Source organism: Rothia dentocariosa ATCC 17931 (assembly GCF_000164695.2).
Taxonomy (GTDB): domain Bacteria; phylum Actinomycetota; class Actinomycetes; order Actinomycetales; family Micrococcaceae; genus Rothia; species Rothia dentocariosa.
This window is the reverse complement of record NC_014643.1, coordinates 1,952,088-1,968,029: the sequence shown is the minus strand read 5'-3', so window position 1 is coordinate 1,968,029 and position 15,942 is coordinate 1,952,088. Positions and strand designations below refer to the sequence as shown.

The 15,942-nt window shown below is 51.0% G+C and carries 14 protein-coding genes; 5 read left to right on the top strand and 9 right to left on the bottom strand.

The genetic code is table 11. From position 1 onward, the window contains the following. Positions 1-103: 103 nt before the first annotated feature. Positions 104-2,185, bottom strand: a complete 2,082-nt coding sequence (locus HMPREF0733_RS08445) for an APC family permease (RefSeq protein WP_013398928.1) — start codon at positions 2,183-2,185, stop codon at positions 104-106. Between the two features lie 97 nt (positions 2,186-2,282). Between HMPREF0733_RS08445 and HMPREF0733_RS08440 the strand changes: the two genes are divergently transcribed. Beyond that, positions 2,283-3,050: a potassium channel family protein gene (locus HMPREF0733_RS08440; protein WP_004004495.1), complete on the top strand. Its 768-nt coding sequence runs from the start codon at positions 2,283-2,285 to the stop codon at positions 3,048-3,050. 12 nt (positions 3,051-3,062) lie between these two features. After that, positions 3,063-3,716, top strand: coding sequence for a potassium channel family protein (locus HMPREF0733_RS08435; protein ID WP_004004494.1), 654 nt, complete (start codon positions 3,063-3,065; stop codon positions 3,714-3,716). A gap of 113 nt (positions 3,717-3,829) precedes the next feature. Here HMPREF0733_RS08435 and HMPREF0733_RS08430 read toward each other — a convergent pair whose 3' ends face one another. The 5 genes from HMPREF0733_RS08430 to dut all read right to left on the bottom strand — a co-directional run bounded on the left by HMPREF0733_RS08430 (position 3,830) and on the right by dut (position 8,732). Beyond that, complete coding sequence (locus HMPREF0733_RS08430; RefSeq protein WP_013398927.1) at positions 3,830-5,935, bottom strand: hypothetical protein; 2,106 nt, start codon at positions 5,933-5,935, stop codon at positions 3,830-3,832. An 88-nt stretch (positions 5,936-6,023) separates the two neighbouring features. Then, a complete protein-coding gene (locus HMPREF0733_RS08425) occupies positions 6,024-6,764 on the bottom strand; it encodes a DUF3159 domain-containing protein (RefSeq protein WP_013398926.1) in 741 nt (246 codons plus the stop codon). Beyond that, positions 6,757-7,314 (bottom strand): nucleic acid-binding protein, encoded by a 558-nt coding sequence (locus HMPREF0733_RS08420; protein ID WP_013398925.1) that lies wholly within the window; start codon positions 7,312-7,314, stop codon positions 6,757-6,759. Before HMPREF0733_RS08420 ends, HMPREF0733_RS08425 begins: the two co-directional genes overlap by 8 nt. Beyond that, the gene (locus HMPREF0733_RS08415) at positions 7,314-8,177 is read right to left on the bottom strand and encodes a DUF3710 domain-containing protein (protein ID WP_013398924.1); all 864 of its coding nucleotides are present in this window, start codon (positions 8,175-8,177) and stop codon (positions 7,314-7,316) included. Before HMPREF0733_RS08415 ends, HMPREF0733_RS08420 begins: the two co-directional genes overlap by 1 nt. A gap of 108 nt (positions 8,178-8,285) precedes the next feature. After that, positions 8,286-8,732, bottom strand: coding sequence for a dUTP diphosphatase (gene dut / locus HMPREF0733_RS08410; RefSeq protein WP_238382320.1), 447 nt, complete (start codon positions 8,730-8,732; stop codon positions 8,286-8,288). 209 nt (positions 8,733-8,941) lie between these two features. Between dut and HMPREF0733_RS08405 the strand changes: the two genes are divergently transcribed. Then, positions 8,942-9,391 (top strand): DUF3093 domain-containing protein, encoded by a 450-nt coding sequence (locus HMPREF0733_RS08405; RefSeq protein ID WP_004004483.1) that lies wholly within the window; start codon positions 8,942-8,944, stop codon positions 9,389-9,391. Positions 9,392-9,457: 66 nt separating this feature from the next. On the opposite strand, the gene HMPREF0733_RS08400 is transcribed toward HMPREF0733_RS08405, so the two are convergent. Continuing rightward, positions 9,458-9,757, bottom strand: a complete 300-nt coding sequence (locus HMPREF0733_RS08400; protein ID WP_004004482.1) for a DUF4193 domain-containing protein — start codon at positions 9,755-9,757, stop codon at positions 9,458-9,460. Positions 9,758-10,098: 341 nt separating this feature from the next. Between HMPREF0733_RS08400 and sepH the strand changes: the two genes are divergently transcribed. After that, the gene (gene sepH, locus HMPREF0733_RS08395) at positions 10,099-11,172 is read left to right on the top strand and encodes a septation protein SepH (protein WP_244864700.1); all 1,074 of its coding nucleotides are present in this window, start codon (positions 10,099-10,101) and stop codon (positions 11,170-11,172) included. 59 nt (positions 11,173-11,231) lie between these two features. On the opposite strand, the gene HMPREF0733_RS08390 is transcribed toward sepH, so the two are convergent. Both HMPREF0733_RS08390 and HMPREF0733_RS08385 read right to left on the bottom strand, forming a co-directional pair. Then, entirely contained in the window at positions 11,232-12,476 is a 1,245-nt protein-coding gene (locus HMPREF0733_RS08390; RefSeq protein WP_013398921.1) for an alkaline phosphatase family protein, read from the bottom strand. Between the two features lies 1 nt (position 12,477). After that, on the bottom strand, positions 12,478-13,074 hold the full coding sequence (locus tag HMPREF0733_RS08385; RefSeq protein WP_013398920.1) for a DUF5998 family protein: 597 nt from the start codon (positions 13,072-13,074) through the stop codon (positions 12,478-12,480). A gap of 213 nt (positions 13,075-13,287) precedes the next feature. On the opposite strand from HMPREF0733_RS08385, the gene HMPREF0733_RS08380 reads away from it, so the two are divergent. Continuing rightward, a complete protein-coding gene (locus HMPREF0733_RS08380) occupies positions 13,288-15,816 on the top strand; it encodes a DNA gyrase/topoisomerase IV subunit A (RefSeq protein WP_013398919.1) in 2,529 nt (842 codons plus the stop codon). Positions 15,817-15,942 lie beyond the last annotated feature (126 nt).

The window sequence follows — 15,942 nt, the reverse complement described above, 5'->3', positions numbered from 1 at the left end:
TCCTTACAGAATTCTGATGTGAAGCATTCTACACCGCTTATTTTTAAATAACCGTTCACCCCTGCCATAAGCATGAGAAAATCTCAAGGGTTCTCATGGAATATCACGTTTCTTTTGTGTGGGTTGAGCCCCGATACATCGTATCGTTTTTATGGGAATGAACAGAGGTATCAATGTCCTCGGTATCGATGGACGTTGCATTCTCATGAATGCTCCACGGAACAGTCACAAGAATAACATTAGGTTCTTGCTGTAAAACTTTCTTAAGCTGTTTGACAGTTCGTGGATGAATGAGGCGCTGCCACCAATGTTCCGGAACAAACTCTGGAATGTAAACAGCAATAACATCCCGCGATGTATTGTTCTGAATGCGGCGCACATAGTTATGTACGGCTTGGACGGTATCTCGGTAGGGTGAATCAATCACTGAGAGCCGCACAGGAATCCGCATGCGATCCCAGCGAGTCTTCACATCGTCAAGAGTGGTCTGGTCGTTATTAACGGTCAGAGCTTCCAGTGTTGAAGGGTGGGATGCGCGCGCATAGGCTAGGGCACGAAGCACGGGTTTGTTGAGGTCCTTCGTGTAAACAATGGCGTGCACCCGTGAAGGCAGCGAGGATAGATCGGCGGTTTCTAGATCTTCATATGGTATTTCTGCTGCTTTGATGACGGCATCGTAGTGTTTACGGGTTATCATCATACCCCCGAACAAGGTAGCGATTATAAGAAGCGAAAGCCAGGCACCTGCCATGAACTTAGTGACAACAACAGTAATGAGTACAGCGGCAGTCACGATAACCCCGATGATACTGACGGCTAGGTCACGGATCAGGTGTCGGCGCGAAGTAAATGCCAGTGTAATGCGCAGTTTTCGGATGCGGTAGCTCACTACCGATCCCTGAGTGAGCAGCATCGAGAGGAACATACCCACGAGATAGAGCTGAATGAGCGAGAAAATATCCGAGCCAAAAAGCAGCGTTAGACATGTTGCCATAATAGCCAGCAGGAGAACCCCGTTACGGTAGAGGCCCACAGAGTTGATGCTCCGTAGCTGAACTGGCAGATACCTGCGGTCAGCGAGAGCAGATGAACTCAACGGAAAACCGATAAAAGCTGTAAAAGATGCTATGGTCAGCACTGCAACTGTGGCAAAAACAAGCAGCTGAGGTATGAGCGGGGCACCATCATAGATAGCGAGTGCTATCTGATAGAGCGCGGGTTTCTGATGGAAGAATTCGCCTGGCGCGCGCCCCTCAATCAACAAATATTGTGTGGTGTCATGCACCATAGTAACGCCGGTAACTTGGGCTATGTAAAGTATGCTGACGAGAAGCACACCCGTTATGGTACCCATAATCATGAGGGTGAGGGCGGCATTATGTTTTTTGGGGCGCCGGAAGAAACGCACGGAGTTTGAGATCGTGGAAACTCCGGAGAGCGCAACGGCACCCGCTGAAAAAGACCGTGAGATCAAGAAGAAGAACGCTATGCCAATCAGCTGTGAATCGACGTTTTCGGGGAGTACCGAGTAGTTTGCCGATTCTGCTTTAGCAAGCACACCCATCCAGGATTTTATAATTCCAATGCACAGCGTAACGCCTAGGATCGCGAGGAAAATATAGAGCGGCCAGTGTGCTATCTTTCCCATGAGTTGTAGACCGCGCAGAGACACTACGGTCAAAATAATGATGAGCAGTATTGCGATGGCGCTACGATGATCTTGTAATTCTGGGTAGAGTGCCACCAGGAATGTTGCCGCCGACGACATGGAAACGGCAACCGTAAGCACGAAATCAAGAAGTACCGAGGCCCCCAAAATAACGGCAGGTTTACTGCCCAACCGCCGGTGTACTAGTTCAAAATCGCCTTCGGCAGCGACCTGATTAATGTTGTATCGGTAGGTTCCTACGATCATAAGACCTACGACGGCGACCGCTAACCCAACCCAAGGGGCATAGACAATGGCTGCGTTACCAGCAACGGCGAGCATCAGAATAATCTCGTCGGCGGCGTATGCGACAGATGAAATACCGTCAGAGCCGAAAAGGGGTAGGGCAAAACGCTTAGGCAGCGACATGGCCGCTACTTGACGCGAATCTACCGGCTTACCGGTGAAGGCGCTGCGAATTTTTTCCCAACGATATTTCACAGGTTTAAGGCTATCCGCCTGCGGGGTAAAGCTCAATTTTATTTGCCGCGTGTTTCGCAGGTCATCGGGCGTTTAGTGGTCTTACTCGGTACACTTAACAGGAAAACCGGTCGTCTGTTGAGGAGGAAAGCACATGCCCCATTTCGTCATTATGGGTTCTGGTCGTGTGGGAGTTATGCTTGCCCGTACTCTAGAGGCTTCGGGGCATACGGTAGCCGTTATCGATCAAGATGAGCGAGCTTTCCAGCCCTTGCGTAAAGGGTTCAGCGGGCAGTTGGTGACCGGCGTCGGTTTTGACCAAGAAACGCTCAAACAGGCGGGTATTTCGGACGCGTACGCTTTTGCTGCTGTATCTTCGGGAGATAATTCAAATATTATTGCCGCCCGCGTTGCGCGTGAGACTTTCAAAGTAAAAAATGTTGTTGCCCGAGTCTACGACCCAAATCGTGCCGAATTCTTTCAGCGTCTAGGTATTCCCACGGTAGCCGCCGTGCGGTGGTCAACGGATCAGGTGCTTCGTCGTCTGTTACCGGAGCAGGCACTCAAGGGTGATTTTCGAGAGCCATCGGGCAGGCTCATGCTTACTGAGATTCCACTGCATGAACAATGGGCAGGTCATGCACTCGTGGATATTGAGCGTGCTGCCGGGGTGCGCATCGCCTACATTACCCGATTCGGTGAAGGCATGCTTCCGCGCCCAGATACCGCCTATCAACAGGGAGATACCGTACACATTATGATGCGCACGGACGATATTAACGAAGTCTCTCGGATTCTTTCGCGGTCGCCTCGTACTGATGAAGACGTCGAGTACAGTACCGATCCGCGGCTGGATTGGTTCCATGCGAAGCCGATAGACCCGGCGCAGCACCCCAGCGACCGCCGTCGCCCGAAAGCATAAGGAGCTTATAACATGAAGGTACTTATTGTTGGGGCCGGTTCCGTGGGGGCATCTATCGCTAAGGAGCTCAAGGCGAATGGGCACACGGTCACTATTATTGATTCCAAGCCTGAGATGAAAAAACGTACCGACCTGCCGGGGGTGCGCTGGCATATTGGTGACGCCTGTGAGCTATCTGTTTTGCGCCAGGTTCACCCGAATACCGCTGATGTAATTGTTGCCGCGACCGGTGACGACAAAGTTAATCTGATGGTATCTCTACTGTGCCGCAGCGAGTTTGGTGTACAACGCACTGTAGCGCGTGTGAATAATCCCCGGAATGAGTGGCTTTTCGACGATGCCTGGGGCGTGGATGTGGCAGTTTCCACTCCGCGTTTGATGACGGCTCTCGTGGAGGAAGCCGTCGAGGTGGGCGATGTGGTGCGTCTGCTTACGCTTCAGGCCGGCGGGGCGACGTTGGCGGCGTATACGGTACCGCTCGATCATCCTGTGATTGGCTACAGGATAGACCATGTGCAGTGGCCAACCGATACGGTACTCACCGCCATCTTGCGCGATGGTGTTCCGGTTGCGCCTTCCGCCGATGTTGTTATTGAGGGTGGCGACGAACTTTTCTTCATCACAACGCTTGACGGAGAAGACCAAATTCGGGCGCTCTTCGCCTAGATTATCTCTCCCCTCCTAGAGCACCAGCGAAAACGAGCTATTTCTCAGCTGAAACGCGCGAAATATAGACGCACGTTTAGCGTCTCTATGATGGCTGAGGGATTGTGTGAGGTCTAAAAGCTTCCGCCGTCTCCACCGCCAAAGCCTCCGCCACCACCGTCAAAACTTCCGCCGTCACCTCCGCTAAAGCTAATTCCAGAGTCCGAGGAGCTGTTGTCGGCAGGAGTAAAGCCGTCGCCGTACCAGGATCCCCACGAGTATTGCCAAGGATCGACATCCCAGCCGCTCGTTTCGGGAGTAGCACTGTTTGCATAGGTTCCGTGTGTAAGAACGTTCTGAACCGGGAACCAGTAGGTTCGGCCACTCCCGGTTTTCTCACTTTCTTTTTGGTCAAGTTCCTGCAGCTTCTTCAAAACAGCATTTACACTGAAAACACCAACAGTTGTGGGAACGGCATAACGTTGAGCTTCAAGCACGAAATTTTGCGCGTCGAGGCGTCCTGAGAGTTCTGGGTATAAATATTTTCCGGTTTCTTGTGCCCATTCATGGGATGCCCGCACCAAACGGAGCGCTTCTTGGCGGTCTTCAAGAACTCGGGTAGTGCTCTCATGCTCAGTCTCTAAAAGATCTTGGATGCGTTGCAGCTGAGCATATTCCTTAATATCTTCTGGCTGTAGAGAGAGATAACCCAGAGGCGCATACATTCTAGTTTCAATGAGAAGACGTTCCGCAATTTTTTGAATTATAGAAATTAGAGTCTGTTCAAAAATATCTTTTATATCTTGTGGCATAGGAATAGGAAAACCTTGATATATCCTCATAACCCACTCCAAAAAATGGTCTGCAACAGCATAAAATTCTTCGGACTCAAGAGACTTCGCATAGCTACTTATTTCTTGTATGCGACTATCAAAATATTTTTTGAAGAATCTATTTTCATGATCTTGTGCAAAATCAAAAAGATAATGCGCAAGATGAGAAGAACTTTCTTCAATATGTGCGGGAGCATCAACAGATTTTTCCCATTCCTTAAGAAATTCTTGAAGTTTAAAAAATAGAATCCAAAGAGCAACTTCTGCATCCTGCGCAATATATGCACTCTTGAATATTTTGATGCGTTGCTCGTCCGATACGTTGCGAGAAACTAACAACAGCTGTTTTTCCGCTTCAGTAAGATTATCATCAATATCGCTTAATAGATTATCAAGTGCAGCAGAATACATAATAATTGGTTCAACTATTGAACTCTTCTGTTGCCGTCCCTGCAGTAATACATCACTTAGCTGCGGAGCTAATGAAGCAACTTTAGTTTTAGCATTTTCAAAACATTCTCGGCGCAGCTCTAAATCTTTGCTTATGTGAGAGCGCAGTACGGGAATTTTAATCTTATTTATAGGATCTTCAAGACGTTGGGCTTTACTCCGAATAAAGGCATAAGCATGCCTTATCGCTTCATCATCTGCTTTAATAGATTCATGTCCAGACTCCCAGTGGTTCTCAGCGTCATGTAAATAACGGTATGCCTGGGCCAAATGCCGATGATTGCTATATGTTTCCACGGTGTCCTCATCAGAAAGATTCAAAATATCTTTATGCAACAGCATAATATAATTTACATAATCGACATAACCTGCCCAGAATACGTATTCTCTAACACGAGTTTTGCGCCCATCAATTTCTAGATTAAAATATTCTATAGACTCCTGTAAAATAGGTTTTTTATAGTTCAAATACCTCTGGCTTTCACTTTTAGCCTCCCCCAATGTTCGTATAAAAGCAAAAGAATCTCTAGGCTTCACCACCTGGGTATACAGATTTTCCGCACTATATTCTTGGCTAACAAGGAAATAAAGAGTATGGATAACCATGGTATCTAATATTAAAAGTGAGAAAAATGTATATATTGTAAATACCCAGATACTTTTATCATCGAATGAAATAGCTAAACCCATAAACATTAAGGGAAGATACCCCCAGGCTACAATCTCAAAAAATTTTGTCTTTGTAACTTCATACCTATAAGCACCTAATATCAACTCCCATAGTACATACCACAAAAATCGCGAAAGAATAACAGACGCTGTAAAAATAACAGCACCAGATACGACGTTTACTGGATTATCTCCACGTAATGTAATAAGAATTACTGCACACGCGCTAATAAAAAATGCAAAAATTAAAATAGATTTAGCATATAATGATTTTAAAATACTTATCATAACTTACTCCTTGGGTGGTTGGATAGACCAAGAGGCTACAAAGACGTCACTAAGCATACTTTAAGCATGCTTAGTGACGTAAAGAGTTTTATAAGGTTTCTGCCGGATCAGATACTCGCCACGCCAGCCAGATACCCGCCGCGTACAGAGGCAGCCCCATAACGATGCGCATAGCACCTAAGACTTCGGTAGCGTTCATATAGTAAAGCGGTATTTGGATCGCAAGTCGCAACAGCAAGACAGCCGCCATAATCCACGTTGCCAGCTTATAGGCTTTCAAACGTTCGGGTTTCTGTCGCCAGGTAAGCTGCTCTCCTCTGATATACCCGAAAATGAGTCCCGCCAGAGGCCAACCCACAATAATCGAAGCTATGAACGCAACACTGTAAATGCCGTTCGTCCAAAAACCCGGCAAATAGTAATCGGCAGCGTTCCCCGTGCGAAAAGCAGTGAAAGCACAAATTGCAACACCCACAATACCCGACACCGCAGGTATGAGTTTACTGCGCTGTATAAGGCGCAGCACGGTAAAAATACCTGCAGCTGCCACCGCGATAACTAAGGCCAAGTTTAAATCTTTGGTGACCGTAAAGAAGATAAGGAAGAGCAATGAAGGCAGAGAAGTTTCTACGAGTCCACGCCACCCGCCAATTGCATGGAGCACATCAACATGACCTGACTCTGTGCGGCGGATATTGCTTCCCAAAGAAGTACTTAGGCTCTTACCTAATGATTCTTGCCCCGATATCGAGTTTGTCTCTGCACTCTGGGCGCCGTCAGAGGCATACTGGTTATTCGAATGCTGAGGGTCATGTGGAGTATTAACCACGTCGAGGATCCTTTTCTAAGAAGTATTGGGGAACAATCTCGTATCGGGGGTTGTACATCACGGGCGGATACGTGTGCGTTGAAATAACCCCAGAGCACCGCAACAGGCACCCCGCCAGTAAACCAGGAACCACACGCTGCCCATGCCAAATAAGGGTTACTCTTTCTCCCACAGAAAACGGCGGACGTGAGGGGAACCGCACTTCTAAGCTCTCCGTCATGGGGTTCTTCCCCAAAACTGATTGTTGCTGGTCTCCATCAGGCATAATGGTCTCAGCATTCTGCGAGTCTTCCTGCTCATCGTCAAAGTCTTCGCCAGGAGGCTCAACAATGGGCATACCAATTAGGGCTAGAGGACTGGCCCATTGAAGCGGTTTTGATTTCGCCACGATAAGTTCTGCTTGGTAGAGCGGTTTATCGTAAACAGCAGGAATCCACACCTGATCGATACGGCCAGCTAGGCGAACACGAAAACGTTCGGGGTACTCCGCCTCAATTTGAGAAGAAGTCCCCGAACCGGGTGCAGCGTGGCTGTTATCTATGCGCGGCATTACCCAATCTCTGTAATCTCGGGTCCGCGACGAGGCATTGGGCGTAGTTCGCGTTTATCCTCGTTCTTCTTTTTCTTCGTTTCAGTCTCTCGACTACTCACCTGCTCCTCAGGTTCCTGCTCTTCATCACCTGAGTCGTCTAAGGTATATATCTGTTCCGGCATCGTCATGGGTAATAGCTCACGTGGCGGGCGGGGGTCGTCGCCACGATTGACAATAGCGGTACGGAAGACCTCTTCAATCGCTTCAGCAGCTTCTTCATTGCCTAGAACGGCCTCGCCAGAAATAACACCGCGTAAGAACCATCGAGGGCCATCGACGCCAACGAATCGTGCGATGCGCTCCCCTCGTTTCCCGTCCTCAGTTGTAGCGGGAAGGCGGGTTAGCATCTCGGCGCCAAACTCACCCGTATACATTTCGGCGGTTCCGCCCTGCGATGCCACAGACTCGGCAAGATCATGCCGAATATCATCCCATATACCAGTACTACGAGGCGCTGCGAACGCCTGAATCTGGAGGGTTCCACCAGCACGAATACAGGTTGCGGCAATTACAGCTCCCGTACCTTCGTCCATCTCAAGACGCAGATTTAGGCCGTCAAGCATCTTAATATATAGAGCACCAAGGTCGATGTATTCTTCGGTATCATCAACCTCACCAATATCGTGGGGGCCTTCAGAACGGTCGTAGATAACTACCTCGGGCTCTTCATCATCACGATCGACCTTGTTAAGGCTGGACTTAGACTTAGCTTTGGTTAGCTCAGCATCTTCTTTCTTGGAGTCTTTAGAAGTAACCTTAGTAGTTTTCTCTTCTGCTTTCTTACGCTCATCGTCAGAGCTTTTCTTGCCAAAACCAAACACTGAATATCCCTTACTGGTAGATGTTAGTGCGTCTCATATTGTATGCAGATATTGTATATTTCTTTGTGCGATTAAAGTCTATTATCTGCCGAATTACGCGGTAAAAGATTATTTCAAGCCGCTTGAGCCAAATCCCTGAGATCCTCGTTCGGTTTCGTCAAGGTTCTCTACCACCACAAAATTAGCGTGTTCATAACGCTGAATGACAAGCTGGGCAATACGATCACCACGCTTGATTTGGAAAGACTTTGCACGATCCGTATTCAATAACGTCACCATAAGTTCACCGCGATACCCAGAATCGACAGTTCCCGGTGCGTTAACAATTGTGATTCCGTGTTTAGTAGCAAGCCCCGAACGCGGATGCACCAACCCTACATATCCTTCGGGAAGAGCAATAGCAATACCGGTAGGTACAAGTGCTCTCTCTCCAGGCGCCAGTGCAAAATCTACTCGTGAACGCAGGTCTGCGCCCGCATCACCAGGATTGGTGTAAGACGGTGCTGGGAGCTCTGCATCAAGCATTTTAATCTGGACATCAATGGGATTAATCATGTCTTTCACTCTACCGAACATACAGGGGCTACGTCATCTCTGTCCCTTTAGCGTACAGGAGTTTCACATAAGTACTGCACGGTGCTGGAGTGCGCAGAAAATAACCTCAGTTAGAATGTTGAATATGATTTTCTGCCCAGATGGTGCACACACTCTTTTTCTAGACGCCATCTGAACAGGTACCCAACAAGCTTAGAAGGACTATTACGATGGCTTCTTCGTCACCTCATACGCTCTATTATGAGCGTCTTTCTCCTGGACCTGGCATGTGGTTTCTCACGCTGTGTGCCGGAGGTGCATCTTATCTGGTGGGCGCTCCTATTGGTATTCCGGTGGGTATTATTGCTGCTGTCGTTGTTACGCTTCTTCTCGGGTGGATTTTATACTTCTCCGCGCCCACTATCGAAATATCGCAGGATTGGGTTCGTGTGGGGCGAGCAAGTATTGAGCGTGCTTATGTGGGTGAAACACACGCATTTCGTGGCGAACAGGCCCGTATTGCGGCTGGTCCCGACCTTGATGGGCGCGCATATATGTGTTTTCGCGGGTGGATAACACCGAAAATCCGCCTCGATATTACCGACCCTGCCGATCCAACCCCCTACTGGATTGCCTCAACTCGTAATCCCGAAAAAATAGCCGAGATTCTAAACGGCTAGTTTTCTTTGCAGCTAAAAGGGCGGTCTCCCTAAGGAAACCGCCCTTGAGTCGTATGGTTTAGCTTCTTATCCTTCGCATTCTACGCAGTACAACAGACCGTCTTCTTCACGCGCAATCTGCGAGCGGTGACGAACCAGGAAGCAGGATGCGCAGGTGAATTCGTCTTCCTGTGCGGGCAGAACCACTACGTTGAGCTCTTCATTGGAGAGATCTGCACCGGGCAGCTCAAAACTTTCTGCCGCAGTATTCTCATCCTCATCCACCGCCCCGGACTGCATCTCCGAACGGTGCGCGTTCAGCTCTTCGTAGGATTCTTCGTTCTGTTCGTCATCCTGCTTGCGGGGTGCATCGTAATCAGTTGCCAAACTATCACGCTCCGTCGTTTTTGGTGGGCTGAAATCCTACCGCCCACGGTGGTCTAAATAGGTAGTACCCCATCACATATCGGCGTGTTATGCGACGGCGGCATGCAGGTATTGTTCACTATTGATACCCATTTTGTCTAATCGGGACGCAGTTAGTGAACTTTTAGCCGTCATAAAGGCCTCTTGGAAGATATCAATTTAGGATTTTTTCACGATGTTTTGGGGGTTTTACTACCGTTTTTTACGGCTCTCACGGTACCCTTGGTAGGTAACTTTATGTTTTTAAACCGGCATAACGGCATGGTTGTGGTGTTGCCCCACCCATGAATTTGGAGGTTCTTATGCTTGAATTGCGTCTGATTGGCGTACATGATGACGGTGAAAATCTGGTGCTTGAGTCTGCTGACGGCACTAGGTTTCTCCTTCCAATTGACGCGAATCTGCGCACAAGCATCACTAAGGCACGACGCATCCAGCCGCTTCGCGGGCGAGGTACTAAGGGGTCTTTCGGTCCGCGTGATATTCAAACTCGCTTCCGACAGGGTGCAAGCGTAGAAGAAATTGCTGAAGAATCCGGTTGGGAACCGGAACGCGTGCGCAGGTACGAGTGGCCTATCGTGGCGGAGCGCTCGCACATTATTCGCGCCGCTCAAAACGTGAAAGTGGGACGGCGTGATTCAGCCTCTGGCATAGGGCAAATTCCTGTCACCCTTGCGGCTCGTATCGCCGAGATTGCGCACCAGCACGGTTTTGAGGATGCCACCCAGGATTGGGAAACTCGGCAGAAAGAAAACGGGCAGTGGCGAGTCGAAGCCGACTTTGCGCTCTCCGATGAGGCACGCTCCCACCTGCCTGAAAAGGTACGGTTCCCCGCTCGTTGGACTTACAACCCGGCTAATCAAGGGCTGTACGCATCAAATGAGGCAGCATACTTCCTGATGGGAAGCCCGGCTGCGGTGGCAGCTGCGGCTAAGAAAACTTCTTTGGATGGCGAAGATGAAGAGCACGAAGAACATCCTGAGGCAACCGCCCCGGTGCAGCAGCGGCTTGTGACTACTCATACGACTCCGGTACACGTTAATGCGCCTACCTCTTCTTTGAAGGGCGAAAGCCGTGACGAACGTAAACTCAATGAGCTTCTCGAACGCGCCCGCTCGGTACGCCCGGTTACTCCCGTGGTGGAAGAGCCGGAAGTGTATGAGCCTGAGCCGGATACCCCGCAGTCAGTTGAACCCGTTGATGAGCATGACAACGACGACTCTGTGGCTTCAAAGCCCGAGCATGCTCATCACACTCCGGAGCCCAAGGGCGAGCATCACCAAAACAATCGTGATGGGAACAAGACCAGTTCTTCGAAGAAGCAGCGCCGAAGCATTCCTGCATGGGATGATATCCTTTTCGGCGGGCGTAAATAGTAGTAATTTCTTACTAGGATTCCTGAAGATACAGACAATTTAGCCTGTCGTCCTTGACGTTAGGAGGTCGGCAGATACCGCAGAGGAATAAGACGCTCCGCATCGGTCAGCGAGCCATGCTGCCCCACCATGGCAAGGGCGCGTTCCTTCTGGCGGCGCATATCGTAGAGCGCATAATTATCACGAGCGCAAACGATCAGATCGCCAATTCGTTCTCGCGCTGCATCACGAATTACCGTGCCGTAGTAGCCCCGCTCATACAGGTCATGCGAGTCTAGCACCCAAGCGTGCTCGCCCCAGTGCCGAACCCAACATTGTGCGCTCTGGCGACGGGCATCCGGTGAAGTATCGTGCAGATAGAGCTGTACTACTCGCGGTTCCCCCGCCGTCATAGCAACATTTTCCAGAAGTTCTTTGGTCGCCGAATAGTCGATGCGGTTTTCCTGCGGAACATTTACCATGCCGTGATCGGCCGTGAGGAAAATACCAGCCCACGCCGGGGAACGTTCGGCAAGGCGACGCAATGCCAGATTAAGTTCTTCAAGTTGTTCAAGCCATTCGTCACTTCCCGCACCGTAGCGATGCCCCGCTTGGTCAAGCTCTCCCCAGTAAAGGTATATCAAGGTCGGTGTGCGCGAGGCCAGAAGTTCGCAGGCATAAGTGATACGAGCGTTATAGTCGGCTGCGCCCACAAACTCGCCACCGCGCAAGTTTGCTTCGGTGAGCCCGCTCCCCCGGTATTTCTCCAGTGAAATCGTCACCACGCGCCTATCGGTACAGTACCGCTCGAAAACGGTGGGCAGGGGTTGCCAGGCGTGCGGATCAACGTTCTTATCCCACCCCGAAAGATGGTTCATCACGGTATTCGTCGTGGGGTTGCGAACCTCGTAGCCAGCAATCCCATGAGCCCCCGGCGCGGAGGCGGTGCCCAACGAGCCTAGCGAAGCTGCAGTCGTGGTGGGGAATGCAGCATCCAATGCCCCTAAAGAGACTGTTTTTTTTAGATAAGGCGCATAAGATCCGTAGCTTTGCAGCAGTTGTTCTCCCAGACCATCGACCATGATCAGGCAGATATTACGGAATCCGTTTGGGTCAGCCCCAACTTCAGTTAGTCGTTGTGCCAGGTTGAGCGGGTCTGCGTCCAGGCTGAAACCTGGTTCATCATCCAACGGATGCTGAGCACGCGGTAAGCTTCTCTGCGCTACCAATGATGCTGCCGATTCGAAAACATCTGCCACGCTGTTACTTCCATAGGCGGGTGGCGGGGGCACCGGGTTTCCAGCGTAATCGAGGTATTCAGACATATCAGCGGCTTTCGCTTACCTGAATATGTGCGCGGTGTAGGGCGCGGGCGAACTGCTGCGCTTGAAGGATAGCTTCGGGACCGTCCGCTGTTGCCGAGACGCGCAATGCTAAATCTTCTCGGCTGGCGTCACCACTATACCCGTGATCTGCGGTGCAGTGCGGATCGGGGCAGGTAGCGGGTGCCAGTTCCAGGTGCAGCGAACCCGTCCATGCTATCTGCATCGAAAGTTCGGTGGGGACCGTTCCGGGCTTATATGCCTGCGGATTATCGTACCCGTAACTAATAGTGACGGCGCGCAAAGAACTCAGCTTAACCGCTTCAACGCCCACATGCGCTACGGTCTGCTGCCCTTCTTCTTCAAGATGTTGGTCGTCTAAATGGGCCAGAATCAACAAAGATCCACTAACAACTAAAACCGTGATATGGCGATGCAAATTATTATGGCTGAAATGCGTTTCAACCTGCACAAAATGGGATTCTGGTTCTAAACCGGCAAGGGCTTCATCAACAATGTCACGCACTAGATCTGGGTAGAAACCTGCACGCTCGATATCGGCCGTGAGCTTTTCCCGCGGATCATATGCGGTCGCTGTCATGAAGACTCCTTAGGGTCATAGGTAATAAGGCAGATTCGTGTGCGCATGTGTAGTGCCGTTGTCAGACACCGTAGTTTATACCTTAGTGCTTTACATGCCGCCTGTGCTACTTTGACGGGCATTTGGGCGGATTTTTCTGCGCTACCTGTAGAATAGAATTACGAATACGCCCACCCCACATTGGGTGCATTATTGTGCGCCTCAAGGAGAGAAATGGCACGCCGCAGCAAGTCCGCCGTTGAAGATTACCCGGTTGATATTGTCGAAAATATTGTCGATATTGATGTCTCTGCCGAGATGGAATCCAGCTTTTTGGAGTACTCCTACTCGGTTATTTATTCGCGTGCTCTGCCGGATGCGCGTGACGGGCTGAAACCGGTGCAGCGGCGCATCCTCTACATGATGCAGCAGATGGGGCTGCGCCCGGATAAGGGGCATGTGAAGAGCGCCCGCGTGACCGGCGAGGTCATGGGTAAGCTGCACCCGCACGGTGATGCCGCTATTTACGATGCGATGGTGCGTTTGGCGCAGTCTTTTGCGATGCGCCTGCCATTGGTGGATGGGCACGGTAACTTTGGTTCGCTAGACGACGGCCCGGCGGCTGCCCGCTATACGGAGGCACGCATGGCTCCCGCAGCGACGGCGCTGACTGCGGATCTTGACGAAGACGTTGTTGATTTTGTGCCGAACTACGATAACCAGTTCATGCAGCCGGGCGTGCTGCCAGCAGCGTTCCCTAACCTATTGGTCAATGGTACAACCGGCATCGCGGTGGGTATGGCAACGAACATGGCTCCGCATAACCTGCGCGAGGTTATTGCGGGTACGCGACATTTGATTGCGCATCCTGATGCCACGCTCAAAGAGATTATGAAGTTCATTCCCGGCCCCGATCTGCCCAGCGGCGGCACGATTGTCGGATTGAGCGGCATTAAGGATGCCTACGAAAGCGGGCGCGGCACATTCAAGACCCGTGCCAAGGTCTCTATTGAGCAGGTGACCCCCCGTAAACAGGGCATTGTGGTGACTGAACTGCCGTATATGGTGGGCCCCGAAAAGGTTATTGAAAAGATCAAGGACGGCGTTAACGCCAAGAAACTGACCGGTATTTCTGATGTGGTCGATTTGACCGACCGCAAACACGGGCTGCGCCTTGTTATTGAAATTAAGAACGGTTTTAATCCGCAGGCTGTGCTGGCCTCGCTGTATAAGCACACGCCGTTGGAGGATTCTTTCGGCATTAATAATGTGGCGCTGGTGAATGGTCAACCGCAGACCTTGGGACTGCTTGATCTTCTGCGGGTGTATATTGATCATCGTCTGTCGGTGGTGCGCCGCCGCACCGAATTCCGTCTGGGTAAGCATAAGGACCGTCTGCATTTGGTGGATGGTCTGTTGATTGCCATTGTCGATATTGACGAAGTTATTGAGATTATTCGGTCTTCGGATGAAACCGCGCAGGCTCGTGAGAAGTTGATGGCGGTCTTCGATCTGACGGAGGTTCAGGCGAACTATATTCTTGAGTTGCGTCTGCGCCAGCTTACAAAGTATTCCCGCATTGAGCTTGAGGCTGAGCGTGATAAGTTACGCCAGGAGATCGCTGAGCTGGAACGTATTTTGGGTTCCGATTCTGCGCTGCGTGAGCTGGTATCTGACGAGCTTGCCGAGGTTGCCGAGAAGTACGGTAACGATCGCCGTACCGTTTTGAAGACGAAAGACGATATGCAGTCTGCGATTGAGGCTGTCTCAAACGGGGCCTCAAAGGCGAAGAAGAGCCTCGGGTTGGCGCTTGAAATTGCCGATGAGCCCTGTTGGGTGCTGCTGACAGCTTCCGGCATACTGGGGCGCACGGTGGGTAAACCAATGCGTGAGGCTCTAGTTGATCCGGGCAAACGCATTAAACATGACGTCTTCACCTCTATTGTTCCCACGACGGCGCGGGGCGAGATTGGTGCGGTGACCTCTACAGGTCGCATGGTGCGCCTTTCGGTCATGGATTTGGTGGTGTTCGATGATTCTTCGGGAACTCCTGTATTGACTACGGGCGTCAAAGCTACCGAGGTTGTTGCCTTGGCAAAGGGTGAGAAGCTGGTGGGGCTTGTGCCGTTGAATGAGGTACTTGCGCTGGCAACGGCGAACGGCGTGATTAAGCGCGTGAACCCGGAGTATCCGCTGAACCAGACGGAGTGGGACGTTATCAAGCTCAAGCCGAAGGATACGGTCATTGCCGCAACCGTGTGCTCTTCCGACGATAATGCCCTAACGTTAGTCACCCAGGAGGCGAAACTTCTGACCTTCGATGCGGCTAAGGTTCGTCCACAAGGCCGCGCGGGCGGCGGTATCGCCGGTATTAAGCTGGGCGCGCAGGATGCGGTAATTGCACTCGGCGTGACCGCCCCGGGTTCTGCCGCCGAAGTTGTGACCGTTACGAACGGGCAGGACGGTATGGCGAGTGCGAAGGTCACTCCCCTAGCGGAGTACCCGCAGAAAGGCCGCGCGACTGGTGGCGTGCGGGCGCATCGTTTCTTAACGGGAGAGTCGAAGCTGGCACTGGCGTGGGTTGGCGTTGGCCCCGCAAAGGCTGGCACGCCGGGCGGTGTGGCGCGTTCCCTGCCGACCGAGCACGGTTCACGTGACGGCTCAGGTGTGCCCCTTACCCAGGCGATCGGCGCGGTAGGCCCTAACTATGCGGCTATCACTGAGCAAGCAAAAATGGCGTCTGACGGGGAAAAGTTGTTCTAGCTTTGTGCTGACATGCCACTATTGTTATTTTTTATTCTTTTGTGGGGAATAATGCAGTGTTACCTCTGCATAAGAGGCAACACTGCTACCTTTAAAAGTGAGATTTTAGGTAACACATAAGTTTTA